A 23,245-nucleotide genomic window follows, 5' to 3' on the forward strand; every position below is an offset into this window, starting at 1 on the left:
AAAATAAATTCTTACCAGATCTCTGAGTTTATCACCCGCTCACCTCAATCTCGGATAATCCCCTTGCTGTACCCCCTTAGCACTTCCTTACCTGCCTGGTTTCGATAAACAGATTCAAATTCTACTTCTTTGTAATCATCTTTCTGTTTCACTTTCGTTAGAGTTAATTCGCATTCAATCGTATCCCCGGAAAAGACGGGTCTTAAATAGACACTATCCATAGTTTTCGCGATATAGTTCAGGTCGCCACCGATTTTCGTACCGAGACTTGCCGTAAGCAACCCTTGAACCATTACTTTCCCATCTTTGTTACGCTCCATGTGATGGAGTCCCTTATCTCCTGTTAGCTCGGCAAATTGAGACACGTCCTCTTCATTGAACGTTCTTGACCATACGAATACTTCACCTTTCTTAATTTCCATTTTGCTCCCTCCCAAAATTTACTACCTTTCATTATAACAAATGGCTAGGAGGCTTCTTAATTAAAGGAATTAATAAAACCGAGACTAATAATGTCACGGTTCTTCAATAATCATAAAAGGCGTCGAACATGGACGGGATCAATTTCACTTGAGGGAGGAAACAAGACACGGAACTTTCGGTTGATTGCTTGGATCAATCCCCGTTTCGCTTCCTCGCTATTAATTAATCCTTCCATTATATCTTCATGTTCATACTTTACTTCAAAATCGATATAGTGATGTTTGTAATAAATCTTACCAGACACAAGGATAGAGCATCCTCCTCTACTGAAAAAGGTACTCTTCTTTGTTTCCTTACTTCCTTTCATTTAAACCCATCCGTTTGCCTAACACAAGGAGGGATTGATTAATTTTCCAAACATAGTACAAGTGATGGACAAGGTCTCCCTCGCCATCATTATGACCTGGAGCGTGCCGTTCGACTTGCTCTCTCTCAGGATATAAATCATAAAGCTCTCCAATTACTTCTTCCTCTTCAATCATCGTTGTGAGGACCTGAATATTGTGGCTAAACTTTGCTTCCACCCTTAGAAAAACGTCACTTACTTCTTCTGGATAGGTAAAATTCTTCTGATAGGCCGATGCCACCAGGTGCTTTGCATAATAGTTAATCGCTGTAAAAATAGTGATCCATCTCGGCAGACCTGAATATTTACGAACTCCTGGCCCTTGTAATAGTGGTTTGGACTCCTCTTCGATCTCCTGAATTTTAGCATCCAACTGGAATGCACGATCAGCCAGGGCCTTGATATCGGAAGGCTCCCTAAAGCTTCGTACGTAATCCGTTACATAGGATTCCAATTCCTCCAAATAATCGGTAAAGATCTGTGACACCTTGTCCATCGTTTTTGTTGGATAAATCACTGCTGCTACACCAAGAGCGATGGCTGCACCTGCAATCGTATCAATGACGCGTGCACCTAACAGCTCAAATGTGATTCCGCCAAGCATGAGGTCGTACATAAACGCAATCAGCATCGTAATAAAAAGACTCATAATCGTATAGGAAACAGGTAAAAGGTAAAAGGCCAAAAAAATGAATGAAAACAGCAGGATGACTTCTAGCTGAAGCTGACCTGACACCAATTTGGCTAATCCGAACCCTAATACAGCCCCGATGACGGTTCCAATTGAACGCTCTAATCCTTTTAGGTACGTGCGTCCGACGGTTTCAGTCCCTAACTGGACGATGAACGTAGTTAATAGCACCCAGTAGGGTTGAATTGGCGAAATTCCGTAACCAACAATAACAGCAATCGTTCCTGCAATCACCGATTGAATGGCCTTCTTGGTTGTCGGCTTCATTCCTTTATCTTTCTCTTTTTCCTCTTCCACATCCGCTTCATCTATTGTTTCCATAGGGCTTGGCAGCTTATGGATCGATCCCTGGATTTCAAGGGCACCTTCCGTTACATGGGTGGCAATTGCCTCGACTCTCCGTACTAAATAGAGCCATCCTTCCGGCTGCGAAGAACGCTCTTTAAACAAGTTATCGATCATTTCCCTTAGAGACTTTATCACTTTTTCTGCTTCAACCAAGTTCTTTTCACGATAGTCAGGGTTAAGAACTTCTGCTTGTTGCAATGTATAAATTACTTTCACAAGAAGCGTACGCAGTTCCTTCATTTCCAGAGCATCATCATTCTTCAGTTTTTGCAGACTCTCCGACATCGTCATGACAAACATGGCCGTATCAAACACGTACAGTCTAAGCTGCTGCGTTCCAAGCCCAGGCCAGAGTTCACGGATATCCTGAGCATTAAGATCTGTTGAAACATTGTTCGCGTATTCACGTAATTTCCTCACATTGTAATCCAGTTTCTTTCTCCTCGAATCACTCGTCTTGGTATCCTGAATAATTTCTATCAGCAGTTGAAAAGTGAGGTTTGCCTGTCGGTGAAAAGAATTCATACTCCGTTTCAGCAGCTGGACCGAATCCTTGAATAAAACAAAATTATAGAAAAAAGCAAAACTGACACCTATAAGGATCGTTAAATAAAACCATGGAAATTGATCCGGCGAAAGCTTTAGGAACGATGAGAAATACGAGGTAAAAAAACCAATCATGCCTAAGGAAAAGTAGCGACTTCCAAATCTGGAGAAGTAAAAACCACAGAAAATGATGGTTACCATCCAGGCTGAAACTAGAATTACATAATCTGCAAGTAAAGACCCTACGGTCACACCAACTGCTGCTGATAAAGGGAGCAGCAATGTGGTCACTTGCTTCTTCTCTTTGGTGTCATCCATCACAATCATGATCCCCATCAAGCCACAAATACCAGCAATGATAGAAGGCAGTAACGGAGGATGGCCGAACATATTAAGGAGGAGTGTACTCGCGAACACGGCAGAAATTAAACTTATGGTCGCTTTTCCTGCCTGATTCAAACGCTTCCGACCTGGATCAGACGCTAACAAGCGCCTCAGATAATAGGATTGCAAATAAATCTGTTTCACTAGTACAAGCACCTCCTTTTTTAGATATCCTTTTATAGTAATCTTTTTTTGTGGATAGAACAACTGATATGAACAGAAAAGCGGCTGAATTTCAGCAGCTTTAATACGGGCCATTCTCACAATTTCTTTAGATGTGGTTTTTTGATGTGGAGCCTCCGATTTTTTGAGTGCGGATATCAGCGAAAGCAGAGCGATATCGTCAAACATTGATATATATCGGCGATCGACGATATATATCAGCGAATTATCAGATATATCAGCGTACGGGCAGCTACCCTTTTTAAATGGTCTCCTACATCTGTTAATGGTTAAGCATAAACCAATCTTTTTGAATAGATGATTAGAAAACCTTCTTGTTTAGCACATTCAACTACGCCAACATGTTTTAGGAATCTTCTAATGGGAATGGTATTGTACAATAATTAAAAGGAGGATTCTTACAAATGGCTGAAAAAGATCCAAAGCATGCAGCAGCGAAAATGAGTGAAGATAAAAAAGACGACATTATGAAGAATTTCGAATCGTTTAAAGATTATTTAGGAGACCAGGTACACAAAGGCGAGAAGATTGGATTAGATTCAGAAGGACTTTCCAAAGGTGCTAAACGTGTCGGAGACTACCTTGCTAAACATGAAGAGCCTCGTAACCGTGAAGAAAAAGTTCTTAATGAATTATGGAGCGTAGCTAACAAAGAAGAACGCGAACACATGGCTCACGTGTTAGTAAAACTGGCGGATCGAACCAATTCATACTAAAAATCATCCCGTTCTCATCAATAAAGAGAACGGGGTTTTTAATAAATACGATTAGCGATTGTTTCCTCTAATTCGAAGGAAATGATTGTTAATGATTTAGAAGATCGATACATAAACGAATAGGATTGATTAATCGATGACGCTGAGTGAACTATTCTTTGCTAATGAATATCAAAGGAATTTTACTCCTATTCAATTTATAAATTGTTATAGTAGAAAAATGATGGTAAAATAAGAGTACCGTCTAAGTTAAACCCTCAATCAAACATTCACCAATAGTGAATGATACATAGACGGTAAGCCCGCAACAGCTGTTGCGGGCTTTTTTTCATTAAAGGAACCATTTACACCTTTGCTTCATCTTTATTCAGTTGGTTAAGTAAAAAATCTAGCTTTTGAGATATATGGACGAGTTGTTCATAGCTGCTTCCTTTTTCATACGCTTCATACAATCTTCTGCGGAGCACCTCAATCTCAGCGTTCAATTCACTATTTTCTATTTTTCATCCACCTCACCTTTTTGAACCCCTTACCTATATCTTTAATTAAGAATATTCTATCATTCAATCATTCTGGTTTGTATACTCCCCCCCTGTTTATTTAAACAATTTTCTAAGAGTTTTTCTTTATTAACGTAACTGTCACCACCTCTGGACGGTTGAAAATCCGCTGGAATGATACTATTCCCTAATCCATGGCTTAGAACCATAACTGATCCACTTTCTTTATAATTACCTCCTGTATATTCAGGAAAAAAACCTGATTTGGAGCTACCAGCCCCCCTGCAAATCGGTTGACGTCACCTTCATCTTAGTGGTTTCCAATGCATAATTCTGATAGTAGCTGAAGGTATATCCAAAAAGTACAATCACTAGAGCAATGATGATTCTTTTGTTCGTAAACACGGACACCCCTCCTCTCAAGTAAAAAAAGCTGAAGCATAGAGAATTCTCTATGCTTCAGCCTGCCTTCTGTTTACTGCATACTTTCTTTAAAAACGTTTTTAACTTTTGGAACGACATAATGGCTGCCGCCTTCTACATCTTCAATCATCATCGAGACTAGCAAATCAGAGGAATCTGTATTCCAGGCAACGAACCAACCGTTTTCCTGGCCATTTTTAACTTCAAGCGACTGTTTTAATTCAGCAGTTCCGGTTTTACCAGCAAGTTCGATTCCAGAGAGCTGCGGTTCATATCCGGTTCCTTCTGGTGTCTCAACTACGGCTTGTAAACTTTCACGCACTGTCGCAGCCGTTTCCGGACTCATAATATTTTCATGCCACGGTTGAGCTGTTTCATCTTCCTTCATTAATACTGGCTTCAATAACGTACCATCTGTTACAAAAGGAGTGTAGGACATCGCTAAATGCAGCGTGCTCATTTCCACCTGTCCTTGCCCGTAACCTGTATCAGCTATAAGAGTTTCTTTTCCAAAGGTTTCTTCATTTAAAAGCTGGGAGGAAGTGATTGGATAAGGGAATGGAATTTCCTCCCCAAATCCAAACTCTTTTGCTTCTTGTAAAAAGGTTTCACCGCCAATTTCAAGAATGGAACGGGCAAAGTATATATTGTCAGATCGAACGAGCGCATCACGTAAGGTCACTTGTTTATCAACATTAGCTCCATCGACTCTTGTGACAGCATAACCGCCCCAGCCATCTTGCGTATAGGTCTTATTAGGAATCGACATTTCTTCACTAGGGTTAATGGTATCTGTTTCAAGGCCAATAGATGCGGTGATCGGTTTAAACGTAGATCCTGGTGCATACGTTTTTGTGAACTTATTGACAAGCGGGCGTCCTGGACTTTCTCTTAATTCAGTATAGCGCTCTCCGCTTATGCCAAGGACAAATTCATTTGGATCGTAAGCGGGTGAGCTGACAAGCGCATAGACCTCCCCTGTTGTAGGATTAATCGCTGCTGAAGACCCAGAGTCTCCTTTTAACTGTTCGTAAACCGTCTGTTGCAAGTCGGATCTTATGGTTAAATTAACATCTCTTCCATCTTCCGGTTCTTGTTCGGCTAATACTTCTTTTTCATTTCCTTCTGAATTCTCAATATACACCCGGCCACCTTTTGTACCTCGCAACTCTTTTTCTAAGACAGCCTCAAGTCCAGCTTGCCCAATTATACTCGTTGCTGTATATCCTTCGTCTTTTCTTTCTTCAAGCTGTTCAGCATTAATCTTCCTAACATAGCCTGTTAAATGGGCAGCGGCTTCTCCTAGAGGATAGACACGCGCTGACTTATCTTGAATTAACGTTCCTTGTATTTCGGCAATGGAAGCCATTCGTTTTTCTTCACTTTTTGCAATAGACGTCAACGGCACAAATGAGTTTGGTTTGACCCATTTTTGTTCAAGCCTCTGATTAATAACATCAACACTAATATCCAAGATGGCTGCTAGTTCCTCTTTCGCTTCTTCCTTTTTCTCCTCCGTCTCTGCCATTCGTTCTGGAACGAGACCGACTTCTTTGACCGTACCGTTTACGGCAAGGTCTTTCCCGTTCTGGTCAAAAATTTCTCCCCGTTCTGGGGAAAGGACCCTCGCTCTTACCTTATCCCCTTCATTCATGCCAGCAAAAATCATAGAAGGAGTCCAGTTGAGAAGCCATTGACCCTCTTCCTCTCCTTCCTGGTAAACCAGTTCTGCTTTATGAGAGAAATCGATTTTTCCTCCTAACGAATTCATACTAACCTGATATTCAAAAGTTGGCTTTTCTTCTTTATCGTAATCCGGTTCCTCCTCGGGCAGCTCAAATGAAATGGCCAACTCTTCCATATTGATTCCTTCATAAATGGTGGCATACCTTTCCGAGAACTCTTCCTGAGTGATCGATTCTTTCGAGCTCTCACTAATAAGGCTGTACATCTTTTCATACTCTTGGTTTTCCCATGCTTTCATGTATTGTTTGAAAGTATCTTCCGGTTTCGGCTGCTGGGAACAGCTGACAAGTGTTAAAAATGCTAGAAAAAGTACTAGTGATTTTAATAGTTTCAATGTATGGCTCCCCCTATATCTGATTCATACAAAATTTTCCTTATTACTAGAAGTATAACAAAAGTAGAGAGTGGTAGACTGATGTAACGCTCGTCAATGATCTATTTTTCGAAGCGTTTAGTGTAATAGACTAGAGATGTATTCGAGCAGACCCCTTTATCCTTATCGTTAAACATTGGACGGGAGAAGATTCCATTTGGTTTCACTTTTATTAAATTTTCTACAAACTTCCTCAATTCTCTTATCCATGAGAGCCAATGACTGCTGTTCATTCCTATCAAATGGGCTGTCAAACCACAATAAATTTCCTTTAGATTACCTAAAAGACTTCCGATAAATGTCTTCTGTGCTCTGGGTTAAGTAAGTAGCTATAATTTCATTGACATCATTCATTGATAGTTCAGGGTTTTCTTGCAACGTCTCTGCTGAATACATCGCTTCTTTCGCGTCTAACAAATGGTCCCGATATGTTTCTAGTATCTGGGTTTCTTTTTCATCAAGCTTTCCAACTTCACTCATGGGTGCAGTGTCCGTTGTATCCTTGATGTCGTATCCATTTAAAATATAAGTAATTTCATAGAAAAAATATGTATTTGGGATCTCATAATCCAAGAGGTCCCTGGCATCTTCAATAATGGTATGAGTTTTGATTAAATCTTGTTCTAGAAATCTTAATGCTTCATCGAGCTCTCCATTTTCCGGGTCCTTCTCAAGTATGTTATTAAACTTAGTTATGCTGTGATCTACGGAAAAGTAAAGGTGATTGAGAAAGATATCGAATTGACGACTTTCCTTTTTAACTTTTTGGTAGTATTGATACGAACCCATTCCAAGCAAAACAATGAGTAAAAGCATGATATAGATTAAGATTCTTGCCTTTTTTCCCTTAACCAGCGCGATCACTCCCAACATCTTTCAAGGGAATGATTCCCTTCTTTTTTCCGTAAGCAATAAGAGCTTCATACGGATCTCCTTTAATGTTCAATAGTTGGCAAAAGGCAGGCTCTGTTTTTATTCCTCGTTTCTTAAGCGATTTGACTTTATCTTCTAAGGCTGGTTGTCTTTGAAGTAGCTCGTACTCAATCTTCATATGTATATAGGCATATTGTTTGTCGACCGGTTCGGCTTGACCAAACAGTTCAAACTCAAATCCACCATAGAAGAAGTTAGCTTTTACACTATCTTTTCCTCTGATGGTAGTTCTCTTTATGGAGAAGTCTCTTTCATTAGAATAATGAGATTGAACCTCCTCCTCAAAAGCACGCAGATCATTGGCCTCCATAATAATATCAAGGTCTGAATCTGCCACGTCGATTCCTATAGGCAATGTTCTACATAGTGCCGGGTTATAGTGCGCTAAATCTTCGAATACACCCAGCTCATGGATTGCCGTGTAAGCGTCTTTTTGCTTTCGACTGCCATACTGCATCTCTTCAAAGAGTTTATTCACCTTCATATTTCCCTCCTATATATGGAACGTTAAAAAAGTGCTCTCTCAACTTGAGATAAGCACCTCTTAAATCCTTTATGCTCTTCATAAATCATCGCCCGGGGAACCTAACAGGCTAAATATTCCAAGCAATAACCAGCCCCCTCTAACCATGAACCATATCCTCCTTGATAACCAGGTTAAAGGTCTTACTACTTAGGGTACACCTTTTAGACTAAATATTCGAAAAACTAAAAAAGGATATTCAATCTTTTATTCCTAAGGCTGTTGCAAAGACAATCGTATTTTTTCAACACGGCCTCGGTTGTACCTTTGGACCATGATGAAGGGAAGGTTAAAAGAAACGGCATACACCATGATGATCCACCCTGCTAGCGGGGTATTAAAGAGAAAGAATAGGGGCGCGGGCACTATTTGCAGCCAGTGAGAGAGTTCAGATTGATTGGTTGCCAGAATGAACTCCTTGTACTCCGTTTCATTTCGCAAGCGAAATCCTGTTTTCCCTTTCCCCTGATTGACCCATTTCCTCGCTTCAGGCAGCCGGTTCTTCCACTGTTTAATTTTCAAACGTTCGTAAATAGCTCCTTGTCTTTCCCATTCCCTTAGTTGATATAACTTTGAAAAGCTCATGACAACAGAGAGTGGAAATTGCGAGACAATCACACTTACACTCAAATGAATAACAAGCCAGGCAATAGCATTCACAAGAATCATCAAGACGAGCCTCTTTTCTCTTTACCTACAATTTGGCGTCCCTTCCAGGTAGACTGCTTGAAGATATAGGTTTTTACAAAAGAGAATGCGAAAAGTAAGACAAAAAAGAGAAAATACACCGGGAATAGAAGTCCATCATACCAGCGGAAATTGCCTACATCTTGCAAAAACCTATATAGTAATAGAGCGAGAAGGCCATAACCGACTATCGTCCACCAGCCTGTTTCAAATAGATTTACAAGGTATGAAACGACAGATGTGATCCATATGATACTCGCGAAAGACATGATGGGTGAAGCTGTTGAGGCTCCAGAGGCGAAGCTCTTTGACCACCCTTGAGCAACGGCTCTAAAGCTGGCCTCATACATTCTCATATTTACGACATTTTTTCCGCTGAACGCATATGTTTTTATTCCTTTTGATTCCGCTTTTCTTGCAAACGCAAGATGCTCGACAATTTCAGAACGAATCGCATGATGCCCGCCTAGATCCCAATACGTATCTGCATCAATAATTAGGCAGGGACCAAATCCACCTTGTGCCCCGCCCATTTTTTTAAAAATGCTAGTAATACCTGAAGATGCAAAGACAACCAAATGAAATACAGCTGATAGCTTTTCCCAAAACGAGCCCATGTAATGATAAGGATGCACCGTAATCAAAGAATCTGATCCTTTTGTTTCGTAATAACCCATAATCTTCTCTGCACCAAGTGGCGAGAACCATGTGTCTGCATCAAGGAAAAACAGGGATTGTCCTGAAGCTGCTTTTGCTCCGTTATAACACGCCCATGATTTTCCCATCCATCCATTAGGTAACGGCGGGTTCTCAATCACTTTAACTTCATAAAGAGCCGCTGTCTCGCTTGTTTGGTCATCAGAATGATCGTCAACTACAATAATTTCTCTATATTTACTTTCAACTGCTAGAATAGAAGGTAATAAACGTTTCAGGTTCTTTTCTTCGTTACGCGCAGGAATAATAATGGAATAGGAGGCTGTACTTTTTTGTTTACCTATAGGAAAAGAAACCCTATGCCAAAAAAGCAGAAGAGTTGCCGTGACAGCCATTATCATAAACCACATTGCAATCACCTCAAGCTTTTCAATAAATTGTGGTTATATTAATGTAAATGTACCCTTTTCGCTTTGTCGTTAGTCAAACCTAGAGGTTTTCAAAAAGTAAAAGATGACTATTGAGCTTTTAATCTGGGTACAACGAATAAAAAAGGAGTATGTTATGATTACACCTCTAATCGCAAAGCTACTACGAGTATGGCCTAACCAAGCAGAAAAAAGACCTATGGTCCCCGTCCAACCTGTAGAATCAAAGAAAGAGTTGTTAATAGAAACAAGGGTAAAGCCTACCTATATCACCTGCTATTATCCTCTAGGACGGGAGGAAGATAATCTTCCTGCTTACCTCAACTTTCACGGTGGAGCCTTTATTATGAATACGAAAGATATGGACGATCCCTATTGCAGGAAGCTTGCTAATGATACTGACTCTGTTGTTATAAATATTGACTACGCTAAAGCACCCGAGTATCCTTTTCCAAAACCGCTTGAACAAGTTTACCAAATTTTTCAGTGGATCAAAGAACAGGCGAATGAACTGAATATTAATCCAGACCAGTTGATGGTTGGCGGTCAAAGCTCTGGAGCGAATATTGCTGCGGCTCTCTGTTTACTGTTAAAGGAACGAGAGCAATCTCAGCCCATCCTTCAGGTCCTTTCTTATCCAATGCTTGATTTCGTCACTCCCCATGCAGAGAAGCCGGAACCTGATCCAAGACGGGCCAAGTACCCTCAGGTAGCCAACTTTCTCAATCGATGCTACGTTCCTGAGGAAGGTCAAGCACGCCACCCGCACGCATCGCCTGTTTTTGCTAAAGAGATAGATGGACTTGCACCTGCTCTTTTTGTAATACCAGAATACGATGCATTTACCCCAGAAGCCGAAGTCTATGCTGAGAATTTGAGAAAAGCAGGCAATCAAGTGAGGGAAGTTAAATTTAAAGATTGCTACCATGCCTTTACTCATTTAGGGCCTGAGAAAAAAGCTGAAGAAGCATGGAATTTAATCGCAGAGGAAATAAGAGATGTGATTTCAAGATGCCGATACTAGGACGCTTCCTCTGCTCCTAATTTAAACGGTGATTGTGATTTTCTTTTTGATAGGTCGCTCCTCTTAATTAGAACATAACATCGTGATAAGCATCGTTAACTAACTCAATATATCGAATCCATTGATAGAGAAATATACTTAAGACAGTCACATTTGCAATCACCGTTATGGATATGTACTTCTTCTTTTTTCGAGCATTCTTCATCAGTTTCTCATTAAATAAGACAGCATAGGTAGCTATAAACGACGGAACAATGCAAATAAAAACAAGCAACCAGTTATTAAATTGTTCCATATAAGAACCTAAAATAGATAAGCTCTCCTGTTTATCCCTTACATCAGAGTTAGCTATAGTACCTGGTTCGTTTAAACCCTCATGTAAGACAAATTGGCCCTTTTCGGTAACACTATAATCTAAATACTGAAAATCGAAAGCAAAATAGTAGATTCCTAGCAAGGCTAGAAGACTAATAGAAAAAGTAATGATCCACTTTCGTATCTTTACATTCAGCCTGTCCCCTCCTTATACATTTACTTTTTGTTACTTCCAATTATTTCAAAACAATCTGACAGACTCAAGCTTTTTCCCCAGTGACACAATTTCCAAATAAAAAACCCCGTCTTTGGCCGGGGTTCCTATTGCTTGTCCTTATCCATCAAATTTCCCATACTTTCTTTAAACTTTCTCATCTTCTCATCAGGCTGAAGATTTAATTCCTTCTCTTTCCCATTCCAGGATTTTTTCGAGTCTATAGTCACACCTGTCTGTAATCCCGTAGGTTCATTTATAATTCCTTCCCTTTTCCCATCAGGGTGCGGGGAAACCTCAGAGTGTGAGTTTTGAGCATCTTTTGGCATAATATCTTCCTCCTTACTCTTAAAGTGAGTGAAAAAAGCTGAATTTATTCATCTCACAAAGGAGAAGTCTGTCTTCGACCATCCCTAAATTAACCACCATTCAATGTTATATCCATGTATTTTCTATATTGATTCTCTTCCACTTCTTGATACACTCGAACAAAACGAACTTCAAATGTTGGAAAAGGAGTCAGTTCATTTTCTGCTAATTTTGCCATGTCCTGTAATTCCAGTTTTGTTAAGCCATACGTTGTTTTACCTAAAGTCAAATGGGGAACAAAATCATCCAATTCAAAATAACTCTTTATTATTTCATCAGTAGGGGAAATCTCTCTAACCATCCTTTCGTGCAGCAAGTATAGGGGCTGTGATTTTACACTCAAATAAAGAATATCATCACCAAAAAAACGTGGTTGATCTAGAGATAGGTGAAAAGGTTCAAAGTCATCACAGATTTCTCTCACTTTCTTCAACCATCTTCTATCTTCCGTTAATCCCCCCTGCGCTTTAAGGGTGATATGAGGTTCAACTACTTCGTTGATCGAATGCCTGCTCCATTGTTGACGAAACTCACGTACTTTTCTTATGTATTCTTTTGAAGGTACAATGCCAATAAAGTATTGCACGTATATTTCCCCCTTTAGCTAACAAATAAGATTTAAAAACGTTTCATACAGAAGATACACTTTGAAGAAAGGAGGGGTCTCAATTGAAAAAGTGGATCTTATTAGGATTAATCGCCTTCTTTATTGGCTTTTCAATTATAAGAAGCCTAGGACCGGATTACACTGGTGAAATCATAGAAAAAGATTTACAAGACGAAGATCGTCAGCTATTGCTACGTGTAGAAAGTGGGAAGGAACAGAAATCGACCGATATGATTTAGTTTCGTGAAACTAACGAGGTACAGTTTGAACAGCTTCGAACTGGCCAGCACATCAAGGTATGGACAACAGATTATTTAGTCGAAACAAAGCCCCCCATTGCTTCTGTTAAAAAGATGGAAGTAAAGGAGTGAATAGAACTCCTTTACTCTTTAACCTTTACTGATGATCGGAAACGTGATATTTCTTCATTAACTCTTTTGCTTGTTCAATTCCTTCCTCGGTTAAATAGACCGACTTTGCACGTTTACTTCCAATGATGTACCTTTTTTCACTCAGTTCATCTAAGGTTCCAAAAGGGTAACCTTTCCAACTTCGTTGTCCTTCCTCCCCCAATCCATAGTCATCTGTAAAAGAAGTTAAATACAAGAGTAGCAATGTAAGTTCATCGATTTGATTCTTAATAGTAAAACTTCTTTACTACTTTTACTTAAGATTATAAAAGAGGTCCTTAAACATAGATAGTCTCGATAGTGAAGTACCTTGTAACGAAAGTGGGCCAGCAAAGTATGTAAATTTACCAGTTGGAGGCAAATCAAGCATCTACTTTTTAATATCTAAATTACTTTTTATTTCCTTAAGAAGTTCATTCTGCTGTTCTTGCTTTTCTATGATTTTATTAGATACCTTTTCTATCGTTTTAGTAATAGACCATAGAGAAAGAATGATAACAATGATTACAGCCCCTATTTCCATTCAACAACCCTCCCCATCATTTTTTATTCCTATTCACCTAGCTTACACTCCCATAAATCTTCTGTTTCGTTTGCTTCCAATGCAACTACAAGTTCCTTTATATATTAGCTAACGGATCCACTTGGTAACACTCTACTATTTTCGACAAATATCTCAAAATTGTATTGTTCCTTTCAAAGATTCTTGATAGGATTATTTTTATTGCTTCATAAGAGCTCTAGAACATCAGGAAAGGAACATGTATATGCAACAAAAAACATCATTCTCTACTTACGCCGCCATTGGAACAATGCTTTTCGGGCTATTTTTTGGAGCTGGGAATTTAATCTTCCCTATCCAGCTTGGACAGCTTGCCGGGACTTCCTTTTGGCCTGCACTGATAGGATTTCTTGTAACTGCCATCGGTCTCCCACTTATGGGAATATTGGCAATTGGTCTTTCGGGCAGCCAGGGATTACACGATTTAGCGAGTCGGGTCCACCCCCTGTTCGGGACGACTTTTGCTATTATTCTTTATTTAACGATTGGACCTTTTTTCGCTATTCCCCGGACAGCCACTGTCCCGTATGTAGTAGGCTTTGAACCGTTCATTCAGTCTGATCACAGCAGTCTTTGGCTTGCTTTGTTCAGCTTGTTGTTCTTTGCCCTAGTCTTTTATTTTTCATTGAACTCCGCGAAAGTTATGGATATCATCGGAAAATACTTAACACCGTCTTTTTTATTGTTTTTATCTATATTAATTATTACGGCCATCGTTAAGCCGATGGGCAGTTTCGGAGAACCTGCAGGTGATTATGGCACGCTACCATTTATGACTGGATTTAAAGAGGGTTATAACACAATGGACGCACTAGGTGCGCTGGCCTTTGGGATTGTCGTTATCCATGCTATTAAGAGAATGGGAATTACAGATAAGAAGGCCATTGCAGAGACAACTTGGAAATCAGGCTTGTTCGCCATGGGTCTCATGACGCTGATTTACGGTTTAATTACGTACATGGGAGCCTCTAGTATTTCCGTTGTCGGTACTCTAGAAAATGGAGGGCTTACTTTTGCAGCTGTTTCCCAACATTATTTCGGCGCATTCGGTTCGATCTTACTAGCCATCATTATCGTCCTTGCCTGTTTAAAAACAAGCATCGGATTGATCATTGCTTGCAGTGAATTTTTCAATACCATCTATCCTAAAATCAGTTATAAGACATTCGTTCTGATTCTAACGCTAACGTCATTTATAGTCGCAAACTTCGGACTAACGAATATCATTCAATACGCCGTACCTGTGCTGATGTTCCTCTATCCACTCGCGATCGTCCTGATTTTATTAGGTCTCTCCTCGAGTCTATTTAAACATAAGCGCAGTGTTTATACTGGCTCTATGGTTTTGACGCTTTTCGTAAGTACCATTGATGGGTACAATGCTTTAGTAGGCACAATTCCAGGGGCTGCTATACATGTAATTGATAAGGTTAGCGGATTTTATTACTCCTACCTGCCACTATATGATATTGGACTGGGGTGGGTTCTTCCAGCCTTCATTGGAGCGGTTCTCGGGTATTTATGGAGTAGTAAAAATAAAACCCATTCATCGGTCCTTCAGACAAATCCAGGTACCCAATAGGACACGAGAAAGACCAAATTTATAAATTTGGTCTTTCTTTTTTTGTGTACATTCCATCACTCTTTCCCTCAAATAATCATGAATTAATTACTTACTTTCCACACAGACTTTTACATACCATAATTCTACAATGTTTTCACTTTTCTGAAAAATTTGGTAACATATGTGATACACCAAAAAGGAGGGAAATAGATGGAAGTTATTCAAGCAGAAGAAATCACAAAAAAATTCTCTATGAAAGAAACGATGGAAAGCATTGAGAACTTTTACTTGAGAAAAGAAGAGAACTACATTTCACCTGATCGTATGCATATTGAAGATGGGGATAATACGGCTTTACTTATGCCAGCATTCTATGGAGATTATTATGCGACAAAGTTAGTAGGTGTCGCCCCCGAAAACTCTAGCAAAGGTAAAGATACCATCCATGGATTAATGGTTTTATATGATCGAAAAACAATGGAACCTCTATTTTTGTGTGATGCAGTGGCCATTACCTCCTTACGTACGGGAGCCTTAGGCGGCCTTGGAATGAAACACCTTTCAAGACAAGATGCTGAAACATTAGGGATCATAGGCACTGGGACTCAAGGATGGAGCCATCTGGAGTCTGCACTGGTAGCAAGAGATATCAAGAATGTACATATTTTTAATCGCACAGAAGAAAAAGCTCACCAGTTCAAGTCAAAAGCAGAAAAAGAATTCCCTGAAGTCACTTTTTCCGTTTCTCCCGTAGAAGATTTAGTAAAACAATCAGATATTATCGTGACGACGACTACCTCTCCCACGCCGGTTCTACCTGAACTAAATGAGTCGGAGTGGAAAGGGAAACAAATTGTAGGAGTTGGGTCATTCCGTCCTGCTATGCAGGAAATTTCAGATCAAGTATTACATATGGCAGATGAAGTCTATGTAGATGCAGCTTCAGCTTTTCGTGAATCAGGTGATATGATACGTGCAAAAGAATTACGTTCGGACTTAGAAGACTCATGGGATCTCGAAAAATTAATCAAAAACAATCATCAACTAAAAAGTGTAGAAGGTAAAACCATTGTTTTTAAATCAGTGGGCGCTGCAATTTTCGACCTGGTCGTAGTCCAGTCCATATATGAAAGACTTTATAAGTAAGAAAGGAGGGATGGAAATGAGGAAACTAACACGAAAAAAATGGAAAGATCCGGGCATTATTATGGTCATTCTTTTATCGGTGATCGCTTTAATCTTCTGGGTTTGGTGGCCGACGAATACTTATTTAGCCGGTATTTCCTTAGCTGGATGGGCTATGTTTGTTTGCTTTTTTATTTGGTTAGCTCTGACTGTCGCTTACGTTGTATGGATGGAAAGATTGGAAAAAAGAGAGGCTGAAGAATGGATAAATGAATCAGAAAAAAGAAAGATCAAATAAAGGAGTGATAAATAATGCAGATAATGGAAGCAACCATTTTAGCAATCTACTTAATCATTATGACCGTTATAGGAATTTGGTTTGCCAAGCGGGCTCATTCATCAGAAGGAGACTATTGGACGGCTGGCGGTAAAATCAATAGCTTTGTTGGTTCCTTTGCCTTCTTCGCTGCTGTTGCAAGCTCGAGTTCGTTGATGGGAGCCGTTGGTTCTGGAGTCGCCCTTGGGGTGCCGTTTTTACTAGCCTATGGGTTTGGTGCCGTAGCCATCCCTTCCTTTGCTATGTTTTTAATCTCAGGACAAATTAGAAGAACAGGAGTAAAGACGTTACCTGAGTTTTTCAAGCATAGGTATGGCAAATCGGTGCAAATTGTAGCTGCGATTATAGTCGTACTTAGTATGACATTTTATATGATTCCACAATTGACCGCCTCTGGGCTTATCGGTTCTTATGTGCTGGGCATTGATTATGTAACAGCTGTCATTATTCTAGGGCTTGGTTTTACTTTGTATGCTGCACTGGGCGGCATGTGGGCCATTACATATACAGATTTGATCCAAGGAGCCGTTATGGTCATTGGAATGTTCATATTAGCTGTCATTATTTTGATGGATCATGGTGGTGTCGGTACGTTAATTCAAGATGCATTAGCTGTCGATCCTCAATTCGGTTCCATTACGCAGCCTTGGATGTCCTATTTCGGTTTGTTCATTGCTTTTTTATGGTTCGGAGTTGTCTCCCCTTCGGCAGTCATGAGGAACTTTGCCGCACGTGATGCAAAGACCGCTCGTCGCTCTGCATTAGGAGCTTGTTTCCTTTATGTAACCGTCTTTATCTTCGGGTTTGTCATTGCATCGGCCGGAGCAAGCCTCGGTATTGCCGACACACTAGAAAATCAGGATATGATTTTCATTTCCGTCATTGAACATTACATGCCTGCTTTATTAGCCGGAGTAATGTTAGCAGGATTATTGGCAGCCATCATGTCTTCTGCAGATGCGATGCTTTTAGCCGTAGCTGCTGGAATTGCCCACGATATTTATAAGGAACATATTAATAAGAAAGCTTCAGAAAAAACAGTCACTCGCTTAGGACTCATCGTAATGATCCTAGCTAGTATCGTAGGTATCCTCTTTGCTATCGAGCCCCCTCAATTGATTGCCGTTATGGTCGGCTGGGTAAGTGGAGCTATGCTATCCGCCTTTGGTTTCCCACTTGTTCTGGGGTTATGGTGGAAACGCACAAATACCGCTGGCGCTTTAGCAGGTATGATAGGGGGAACGGTTACTTTTATCATAATGGCATTGCTTCCTTTCGCATTAGTTTCCGAGCACCTGGTATCTGCTCCTGTTTCTGCAATTCTAACGATTGTTGTTAGTTTAATGACTACACCACCGTCTGAGGCTAAACAATTAGAAGTAGACCGTTATCATATGGACATAAATGCATAAGTAGGTGACCTCATGAATGTTAGTATTCTTGGAGAAGAGAGTATAATGGAAAAAGACCTGCCGGAGCACATGTATAAAAATTTAAAACCTTCATTGAAATGGAATCGTCAGTTAAATGAGGAGACACTAAAACAAGGGATCACAAAAAAAGAAAAAATCTATCATCCCATGTGGATTGTAAAAATGCTTATCATCGCAGATAGAAAGCCTTTCCCACCTAAGATAAAACCAAATATGGCTTTTATTGATGCGGTTTCAGGGTACCGTGGATTGTTTCCAAATGTCCCGCCAATCACACCAACAGAGGTCTCTGATTCGAAAGTTAGAAGAGCAGAAATCACAAAGCAAGAATTACTGAGCAAATACATCGTGGATGTTCAAGATAAACAGATCAATAGAAATTATATATTAAAGAAACCAAGGTATGAGATAAAAGCAATAGATCTGGTTTATTTGCCGTTATGGAAAGTTGACGTTGATACTAATTTTCTTACAAAGACCTTTATCATCAATGGGAATACCGGAGAGTCAGAAGAACTTCTGCTGAAGTTGTGGAATTCTACCGAGTGGAGACTATAAAAATAAGGCCTGAGCAGTGAATGCTCAGGCCTTATTAAACGACTTCCCTTAAAAAACCCCATTTTCATTCGGCGAATCTTCTGGTATCGGTTGACCGACATCCCACAATTCAACTATCTGATTATCTTGAAACCGGAAAAAATGCACGACGGCAGCTCCAATGTCTTCTGAGTTTTGCTTTATATGCGAGTGAACGGCAACAAGATCTCTCTCCTCCATCGCACGCTTTACTTCAAATGTTTTGTCAGGGCTATTTGAAGCGTTTTCTTCCATTGCTAACTTAAGGGACTCGGAATCCCCGCGAAAATAAGGGTTGTGATGGATAAAATCAGGAGCTATATAACGTCGATAAGCTTCACGAACTTCTCCTGATGCAACAAGCTTTAGAAAAGTCACTGCTCTTTCTTTGTTGGTGAACTCAGGTTCATTTGGCTGTCTTTGGGTCATCATCAACATCCTTTCATTTCAAAAGAGGAACATAGACATTTAAAAATTGCTTAACACACCCCGAATGGCGTTTCCTAATTCGTCCTCTGGTTTTATCGCCTATGCATGCTTAATGACCAAGTTAATGAACAAAGTATTCATTAAGCGCTTGCTGTAAGGTTCCCAGTGTTTTCGTTTGTCGATTAAATTGTATTCCTACATTCGTCATTTCCCTAACAATTTCTTTCCTTAGGCCGGTAATGACCGTCTCACAGCCCATCATAGAAATTCCATCAATAACCTTCTTTAATTCAGCAATTGTTTCACCTTTCATGGTTGCCACGCCAGATAAATCCATAATTAAATGTTGAATTCGTAAATGTGAGATCTGATCTAGAACTTTTTCATTAATAATTTCAACCCGATGAAGATCGAGATCACCAATCAAAGGCAGAATACAGATGGCGGAATCGATAGGAATAATGGGGACCGACAGATTCTCAACCAACTCTTTTTGCTCCTTGATCAAAGAATCTTTATAGATGGTATAATTAATGAAAAAAGTATTTAAAAATTCGTCTACTCGATTATTGATCTCTCTTTCCAAATGAAAAAACTCTTCAATACCCAAGCTATTTTTTTTGAGGTCGTTATACTCTTCTATAAACGTCCAAATTGTTCTTCGTATTGCCTGGACCCACTCTAATTTAAACGATATTTCTATCGAATGTTGTGCCCAAGCAATCCCTTCCAGCTTTGCAAAGTGTTTTAGATCTTCATCTTTCTCATCAATAATGTAAACGACTAATTTTTTTGCATTATTAACAAGATCAATATTTCCAATATGTAAAATTTCATCTATTTTATCTTTCACATAGACAGCTTCTGATAATAAAATGCCTTCAAAAACCAGCTTATTATTTTCAAAAAAATCTTTTAGCTGGTCTGAATCATGAAAAGTAAACTCCATCTTAGACTCCCTCCATAATTAGTTTAGGTGCGTAAGGTACACTACAAAGTACAGTAAGGGGTTCGTCACTGAAGAGGTTAAAGGATAGAAGTGAAAGTAAAAAAGGATTAGTATTACTTTCTACACAGAACGTCTAATCTCCTTTTACCTCCTACAATTCAGGCATCTTTTTCACAATTAACAACCCTCTCACTTCGCAGACTTTCCTATCACAAAAAAGCGCAGCCCACGAATGAACTGCGCGTCTATGAATTTTACATCGTCTGACTTGTTGGTCTTACCACAATTTCGTTGATGGCTATTTCAGCCGGTTCTTCTAGAGCATAACGTATGGTTCTCGCAATACTATCTGGAGTAATAGCCTGTTCATAGAGCTCTTCTACACCACCTTTAATGTCCTCATCAGTAATGGTGGATGTAAGCTCGGTGGAGACGGCTCCAGGAGAAATAATCGTCGCTCTTATTTTGCTATCTGCAGACTCTTCCATTCTCAGCCCATCAGTGATGGCTCTGACCGCAAACTTTGTTCCACTGTACACGGCGCTTCCCGGAAAGACGACATGTCCGGCCACAGATGAGATATTAATGATGTGTCCTTTTTTCCTTTCCCGCATATGGGGAAGGACGGCTGATATCCCATAAAGTACGCCTTTTATGTTCACATCGATCATTTGATCCCATTCTTTCACTTTTTGCTTATTCAAGTAAGACAATGGCATTAGACCTGCATTGTTTACAATGGCATCAATTTGTCCAAATTCTTCCTGGGCAAACGAAGCAAGTTCTTCCATTTCTTCGTACGAGGTTACATCTGTAGATTTAAAGATGGCTTGTCCTCCGCTTTGATTCACCTGGTTAGCAATTTCTTTTAATCGGTCTTCCCGTCTTGCTGCTAATACAAGCTTAGCTCCTTTAGAAGATAGTTCTTTCGCTGTTTCTTCACCAATTCCACTAGAAGCTCCCGTTATGATTACCACTTGATCTTTTAGACTTGACACTAGTTAGCCTCCTGTTTGTATTTAAGTTTAACTTCAAGTTTTTAGTTTCCTAAAAAAGAGTTAACTAAACACTAACTTGCCTATTGGAAGATATAGAAGGAAAAAATAAGTTGGAGATAAGCTATTCATTAGACCTCCTACAGCTTCTTATTCATTTCAAACATCGGCTTATTACTTAAGTGTCGAGAGATCAATATGAGACTCATTTCATATATCGATATTCCTTTAAACTGTTTAATATAGAAAGCTCTTGTAGTAATTCCTCTCCTACATTTGTTTCCCGAACCTTTTTCCTTTCCAGTTCTTTATCTACTAATCTTTTTACTGACAAAACGTCTGTTCCATTACTAAGAACTTCTTCTCTTGAGTTAAAGTGTTTATGAGCGACTAGCTGCATGCCATAGGAATTGTATAACAATGTGTAACCTGCAATACCTGTTTTTGATTGATAAGCTTTTGAAAAACCTCCATCTATAACAATCATTTTTCCATTGGCTTTAATCGGATTCTCTCCTTCAATCTCTTTAACTGGTGTATGGCCATTTATGATATGACCTTGGTCCGGATTCAAATCAAATTCTTCTAAGATTTTCCGGCAGGTTTCCTCATTTTCACGTAGATGGTAGTAGGGATTCTTTTTCTCTTTATGGGTTTCCTTGTCCTCAATGAAATAGCGCTCAAAGGTGGTCATGGCTCTTTTCCCAAAGAGTGATGAATATTCGCCTGTCCATAAATACCAGACCATGTCTGTAGCAAGGTCATCCGTCTCTTCGGGATGTGCAAAGGCATGTCGTAAATAATGCTCGAAAAGATCAAGCAACTCACGGCCTCCATAATTCTTACCCTCAATCTCCATTTTTTCCATGTTTTCATTCTCATCCAAAGGGATGCATCCATGAATCAATAAGTTTCCGTTATATTTTAAATAAAGACTGCCTTTTTTCATGAGAAACTTCATATGTCGGGCCAGCTTTTCAGAATGCTGGATGGAGAATAACAACTTATCAATTACTTGCTTCTCTTCTTCTAGTAATTGATCAGGCTGTTCGGGGTTAACCGTTGCAAAACACGTATTTTCGAGGGGATAGGTATTCCCGTGAATCGTAATTTCGTTTTTATCATAATCTACTTTCTCAAGTAAAAGTCTTTCTGACATATTAAAGTTCGGTCGTCTCTTGATAATTGGGGATTCAAATTTAAATTGAATCATAGAAATCGCTTGATGTATTTTTGTAATTTGTAATTTTTCATGGTCGGTGGTATGTTTATCGGAATGTATTTTTGGTCTGAAGGCTGGATTGTCCTCATAGTATTTCTCCGCAAGGTTGAGGAGTGGTCGAAGGTTAATCCCATACACATCTTCAATAATATCCAAATTATCATAGCGTGCACAGATACGAATAATATTAGCGAGACAAACCTTGGAACCAGCAAAAGCCCCTATCCATAGGGCATCATGATTTCCCCACTGGATATCAACGGAATGGTAATTTATGAGTGCTTCCATAATTTTATCCGGTTCAGGACCACGATCATAAATGTCTCCCACAACGTGAAGATGATCTACAACTAAACGCTGAGTGCTGTAAGCCAGCCCTGTAATCAGCTTATCCGCTTGTCCGAGAGAAATAATTTGTTGAACAATTTTTGTATAATACTGTTCCTTATTTGCGGATTCTTCTGTTTTGTATAAGAGTTCTTCAATAATGTAGTCAAACTGATCCGGCAATGCTTTGCGTAATTTCGAACGGGTATATTTAGAGGAGGCATAAGAAATGAGCTTAATCATACGTTCAATCGTTACTTTGTACCATTGGTTCAATTCTTGTTCGTTATCAAAATTATTTTTAATTAACGGTAACTTTTCTTCAGGATAGTAAACTAATGCCGCCAATTCATTAATCTCATGTTCATAGATAACACCATTAAAAATGTCTCTTATTTTCTCTTTCACTCTTCCTGAACCATTTCTTAACACATGCTGGAAGGCTTGATACTCCCCGTGTAAATCACTGACAAAATGCTCTGTACCTTTCGGCAGATTGAGAATAGCTTCTAGATTAATAATTTCAGTGACTACTTTTTCTTCACAATCATATTTTTGAGCCAGTACATCTAAGTATTTTGTGTTCAAGATTATGGATCCCCCTTCATTACAATTGAACATGAATAAAATGGTAGGTTACTTACTCTCTATTTTGCCATAGTTTTGAATTTCTTTGTTACCTTTAATCGTAACATGTTTTTTTCTATTTAATAGGAGGAGATAGAACAAATTCTTACTTACTCTACATAATAAAATCCACCTTCTTTTTCCAAAGGTGGATTTTGTTAAGGATTCAGTATTTCTCTTAACTTCTTCGTTA

Annotated in this window: 27 protein-coding genes; 8 read left to right on the forward strand and 19 right to left on the reverse strand. The window is 39.4% G+C overall.

From position 1 onward, the window contains the following. Positions 1-44: 44 nt before the first annotated feature. The 3 genes from HM131_RS13875 to HM131_RS13885 form a co-directional block, all read right to left on the reverse strand. On the reverse strand, positions 45-422 hold the full coding sequence (locus HM131_RS13875) for a hotdog family protein (protein ID WP_085030330.1): 378 nt from the start codon (positions 420-422) through the stop codon (positions 45-47). A gap of 110 nt (positions 423-532) precedes the next feature. Continuing rightward, entirely contained in the window at positions 533-727 is a 195-nt protein-coding gene (locus HM131_RS13880) for a hypothetical protein (RefSeq protein ID WP_157130829.1), read from the reverse strand. Positions 728-776: 49 nt separating this feature from the next. Next, positions 777-2,942, reverse strand: coding sequence for an FUSC family protein (locus HM131_RS13885; RefSeq protein ID WP_085032007.1), 2,166 nt, complete (start codon positions 2,940-2,942; stop codon positions 777-779). Between the two features lie 443 nt (positions 2,943-3,385). Between HM131_RS13885 and HM131_RS13890 the strand changes: the two genes are divergently transcribed. Next, positions 3,386-3,697: a DUF3243 domain-containing protein gene (locus HM131_RS13890; RefSeq protein ID WP_085030332.1), complete on the forward strand. Its 312-nt coding sequence runs from the start codon at positions 3,386-3,388 to the stop codon at positions 3,695-3,697. A 344-nt stretch (positions 3,698-4,041) separates the two neighbouring features. On the opposite strand, the gene HM131_RS13895 is transcribed toward HM131_RS13890, so the two are convergent. The 7 genes from HM131_RS13895 to HM131_RS13920 form a co-directional block, all read right to left on the reverse strand. After that, positions 4,042-4,182, reverse strand: coding sequence for an aspartyl-phosphate phosphatase Spo0E family protein (locus tag HM131_RS13895; protein WP_232324790.1), 141 nt, complete (start codon positions 4,180-4,182; stop codon positions 4,042-4,044). 285 nt (positions 4,183-4,467) lie between these two features. After that, on the reverse strand, positions 4,468-4,602 hold the full coding sequence (locus HM131_RS21185) for a hypothetical protein (protein WP_269749096.1): 135 nt from the start codon (positions 4,600-4,602) through the stop codon (positions 4,468-4,470). Positions 4,603-4,672: 70 nt separating this feature from the next. Further along, entirely contained in the window at positions 4,673-6,700 is a 2,028-nt protein-coding gene (locus tag HM131_RS13900; RefSeq protein ID WP_085030334.1) for a penicillin-binding transpeptidase domain-containing protein, read from the reverse strand. 315 nt (positions 6,701-7,015) lie between these two features. Further along, a complete protein-coding gene (locus HM131_RS13905) occupies positions 7,016-7,603 on the reverse strand; it encodes a hypothetical protein (RefSeq protein WP_085030335.1) in 588 nt (195 codons plus the stop codon). Next, positions 7,587-8,156, reverse strand: coding sequence for a DUF4269 domain-containing protein (locus tag HM131_RS13910; RefSeq protein WP_232324791.1), 570 nt, complete (start codon positions 8,154-8,156; stop codon positions 7,587-7,589). Before HM131_RS13910 ends, HM131_RS13905 begins: the two co-directional genes overlap by 17 nt. A 252-nt stretch (positions 8,157-8,408) precedes the next feature. Continuing rightward, on the reverse strand, positions 8,409-8,864 hold the full coding sequence (locus tag HM131_RS13915; protein WP_085030336.1) for a glycosyl-4,4'-diaponeurosporenoate acyltransferase CrtO family protein: 456 nt from the start codon (positions 8,862-8,864) through the stop codon (positions 8,409-8,411). After that, positions 8,864-9,949 carry a glycosyltransferase family 2 protein gene (locus tag HM131_RS13920; protein WP_085030337.1) on the reverse strand — a complete coding sequence of 362 codons (1,086 nt, stop codon included), beginning with the start codon at positions 9,947-9,949 and terminating at the stop codon, positions 8,864-8,866. Before HM131_RS13920 ends, HM131_RS13915 begins: the two co-directional genes overlap by 1 nt. A gap of 154 nt (positions 9,950-10,103) precedes the next feature. Between HM131_RS13920 and HM131_RS13925 the strand changes: the two genes are divergently transcribed. Beyond that, complete coding sequence (locus HM131_RS13925) at positions 10,104-10,991, forward strand: alpha/beta hydrolase (RefSeq protein ID WP_085030338.1); 888 nt, start codon at positions 10,104-10,106, stop codon at positions 10,989-10,991. A gap of 67 nt (positions 10,992-11,058) precedes the next feature. Here HM131_RS13925 and HM131_RS20735 read toward each other — a convergent pair whose 3' ends face one another. From HM131_RS20735 to HM131_RS13940, 3 genes are all read right to left on the reverse strand, one after another. Further along, complete coding sequence (locus HM131_RS20735) at positions 11,059-11,286, reverse strand: hypothetical protein (protein ID WP_157130831.1); 228 nt, start codon at positions 11,284-11,286, stop codon at positions 11,059-11,061. Between the two features lie 341 nt (positions 11,287-11,627). Beyond that, entirely contained in the window at positions 11,628-11,849 is a 222-nt protein-coding gene (locus tag HM131_RS13935) for a hypothetical protein (protein WP_085030340.1), read from the reverse strand. An 89-nt stretch (positions 11,850-11,938) separates the two neighbouring features. Next, a complete protein-coding gene (locus tag HM131_RS13940; protein ID WP_198162634.1) occupies positions 11,939-12,475 on the reverse strand; it encodes a 2'-5' RNA ligase family protein in 537 nt (178 codons plus the stop codon). An 83-nt stretch (positions 12,476-12,558) separates the two neighbouring features. Here HM131_RS13940 and HM131_RS20740 point away from each other — a divergent pair, with 83 nt between their 5' ends. Further along, on the forward strand, positions 12,559-12,735 hold the full coding sequence (locus tag HM131_RS20740; RefSeq protein WP_157130832.1) for a hypothetical protein: 177 nt from the start codon (positions 12,559-12,561) through the stop codon (positions 12,733-12,735). A 157-nt stretch (positions 12,736-12,892) separates the two neighbouring features. Here the strand turns inward: HM131_RS20740 and HM131_RS13950 are convergent, their stop codons facing one another. After that, positions 12,893-13,138 carry a DUF6429 family protein gene (locus HM131_RS13950; RefSeq protein WP_085030342.1) on the reverse strand — a complete coding sequence of 82 codons (246 nt, stop codon included), beginning with the start codon at positions 13,136-13,138 and terminating at the stop codon, positions 12,893-12,895. A gap of 138 nt (positions 13,139-13,276) precedes the next feature. Beyond that, the gene (locus HM131_RS20945; protein ID WP_198162635.1) at positions 13,277-13,429 is read right to left on the reverse strand and encodes a hypothetical protein; all 153 of its coding nucleotides are present in this window, start codon (positions 13,427-13,429) and stop codon (positions 13,277-13,279) included. Positions 13,430-13,673: 244 nt separating this feature from the next. On the opposite strand from HM131_RS20945, the gene brnQ reads away from it, so the two are divergent. The 5 genes from brnQ to HM131_RS13975 all read left to right on the forward strand — a co-directional run bounded on the left by brnQ (position 13,674) and on the right by HM131_RS13975 (position 18,485). Further along, the gene (gene brnQ, locus HM131_RS13955) at positions 13,674-15,050 is read left to right on the forward strand and encodes a branched-chain amino acid transport system II carrier protein (RefSeq protein WP_085032013.1); all 1,377 of its coding nucleotides are present in this window, start codon (positions 13,674-13,676) and stop codon (positions 15,048-15,050) included. Between the two features lie 192 nt (positions 15,051-15,242). Then, positions 15,243-16,178 (forward strand): ornithine cyclodeaminase family protein, encoded by a 936-nt coding sequence (locus HM131_RS13960; RefSeq protein WP_085030343.1) that lies wholly within the window; start codon positions 15,243-15,245, stop codon positions 16,176-16,178. Between the two features lie 16 nt (positions 16,179-16,194). After that, positions 16,195-16,455: a hypothetical protein gene (locus HM131_RS13965; RefSeq protein ID WP_085030344.1), complete on the forward strand. Its 261-nt coding sequence runs from the start codon at positions 16,195-16,197 to the stop codon at positions 16,453-16,455. 14 nt (positions 16,456-16,469) lie between these two features. Then, on the forward strand, positions 16,470-17,906 hold the full coding sequence (locus HM131_RS13970; RefSeq protein WP_085030345.1) for a sodium:solute symporter family protein: 1,437 nt from the start codon (positions 16,470-16,472) through the stop codon (positions 17,904-17,906). Between the two features lie 12 nt (positions 17,907-17,918). After that, on the forward strand, positions 17,919-18,485 hold the full coding sequence (locus HM131_RS13975) for a hypothetical protein (RefSeq protein WP_085030346.1): 567 nt from the start codon (positions 17,919-17,921) through the stop codon (positions 18,483-18,485). Positions 18,486-18,533: 48 nt separating this feature from the next. Here HM131_RS13975 and HM131_RS13980 read toward each other — a convergent pair whose 3' ends face one another. The 4 genes from HM131_RS13980 to fbp all read right to left on the reverse strand — a co-directional run bounded on the left by HM131_RS13980 (position 18,534) and on the right by fbp (position 23,013). Continuing rightward, the gene (locus HM131_RS13980; protein WP_085030347.1) at positions 18,534-18,932 is read right to left on the reverse strand and encodes a nuclear transport factor 2 family protein; all 399 of its coding nucleotides are present in this window, start codon (positions 18,930-18,932) and stop codon (positions 18,534-18,536) included. Between the two features lie 121 nt (positions 18,933-19,053). Next, positions 19,054-19,881: an STAS domain-containing protein gene (locus HM131_RS13985; protein ID WP_085030348.1), complete on the reverse strand. Its 828-nt coding sequence runs from the start codon at positions 19,879-19,881 to the stop codon at positions 19,054-19,056. Positions 19,882-20,135: 254 nt separating this feature from the next. Then, positions 20,136-20,879, reverse strand: coding sequence for an SDR family oxidoreductase (locus tag HM131_RS13990; RefSeq protein ID WP_085030349.1), 744 nt, complete (start codon positions 20,877-20,879; stop codon positions 20,136-20,138). Between the two features lie 202 nt (positions 20,880-21,081). Next, complete coding sequence (gene fbp / locus HM131_RS13995; protein WP_085030350.1) at positions 21,082-23,013, reverse strand: fructose-1,6-bisphosphatase; 1,932 nt, start codon at positions 23,011-23,013, stop codon at positions 21,082-21,084. Positions 23,014-23,245 lie beyond the last annotated feature (232 nt).

Origin of the sequence: Halobacillus mangrovi (genome assembly GCF_002097535.1) — a bacterium.
Taxonomy (GTDB): domain Bacteria; phylum Bacillota; class Bacilli; order Bacillales; family Halobacillaceae; genus Halobacillus; species Halobacillus mangrovi_A.

Coding starts and splice junctions, on each gene's coding strand:
- HM131_RS13890 (WP_085030332.1), top strand. CDS start 3,386: ATGGCTGAAAAAGATCCAAAGCATGCAGCAGCGAAAATGAGTGAAGAT.
- HM131_RS13960 (WP_085030343.1), top strand. CDS start 15,243: ATGGAAGTTATTCAAGCAGAAGAAATCACAAAAAAATTCTCTATGAAA.
- HM131_RS13925 (WP_085030338.1), top strand. CDS start 10,104: ATGATTACACCTCTAATCGCAAAGCTACTACGAGTATGGCCTAACCAA.
- HM131_RS13980 (WP_085030347.1), bottom strand. CDS start 18,932: ATGACCCAAAGACAGCCAAATGAACCTGAGTTCACCAACAAAGAAAGA.
- HM131_RS13970 (WP_085030345.1), top strand. CDS start 16,470: ATGCAGATAATGGAAGCAACCATTTTAGCAATCTACTTAATCATTATG.
- HM131_RS13965 (WP_085030344.1), top strand. CDS start 16,195: ATGAGGAAACTAACACGAAAAAAATGGAAAGATCCGGGCATTATTATG.
- HM131_RS13985 (WP_085030348.1), bottom strand. CDS start 19,881: ATGGAGTTTACTTTTCATGATTCAGACCAGCTAAAAGATTTTTTTGAA.
- HM131_RS13920 (WP_085030337.1), bottom strand. CDS start 9,949: ATGTGGTTTATGATAATGGCTGTCACGGCAACTCTTCTGCTTTTTTGG.
- HM131_RS20945 (WP_198162635.1), bottom strand. CDS start 13,429: ATGGAAATAGGGGCTGTAATCATTGTTATCATTCTTTCTCTATGGTCT.
- HM131_RS13875 (WP_085030330.1), bottom strand. CDS start 422: ATGGAAATTAAGAAAGGTGAAGTATTCGTATGGTCAAGAACGTTCAAT.
- HM131_RS13915 (WP_085030336.1), bottom strand. CDS start 8,864: ATGATTCTTGTGAATGCTATTGCCTGGCTTGTTATTCATTTGAGTGTA.
- HM131_RS13935 (WP_085030340.1), bottom strand. CDS start 11,849: ATGCCAAAAGATGCTCAAAACTCACACTCTGAGGTTTCCCCGCACCCT.
- HM131_RS13975 (WP_085030346.1), top strand. CDS start 17,919: ATGAATGTTAGTATTCTTGGAGAAGAGAGTATAATGGAAAAAGACCTG.
- brnQ (WP_085032013.1), top strand. CDS start 13,674: ATGCAACAAAAAACATCATTCTCTACTTACGCCGCCATTGGAACAATG.
- HM131_RS20735 (WP_157130831.1), bottom strand. CDS start 11,286: ATGGAACAATTTAATAACTGGTTGCTTGTTTTTATTTGCATTGTTCCG.
- HM131_RS13910 (WP_232324791.1), bottom strand. CDS start 8,156: ATGAAGGTGAATAAACTCTTTGAAGAGATGCAGTATGGCAGTCGAAAG.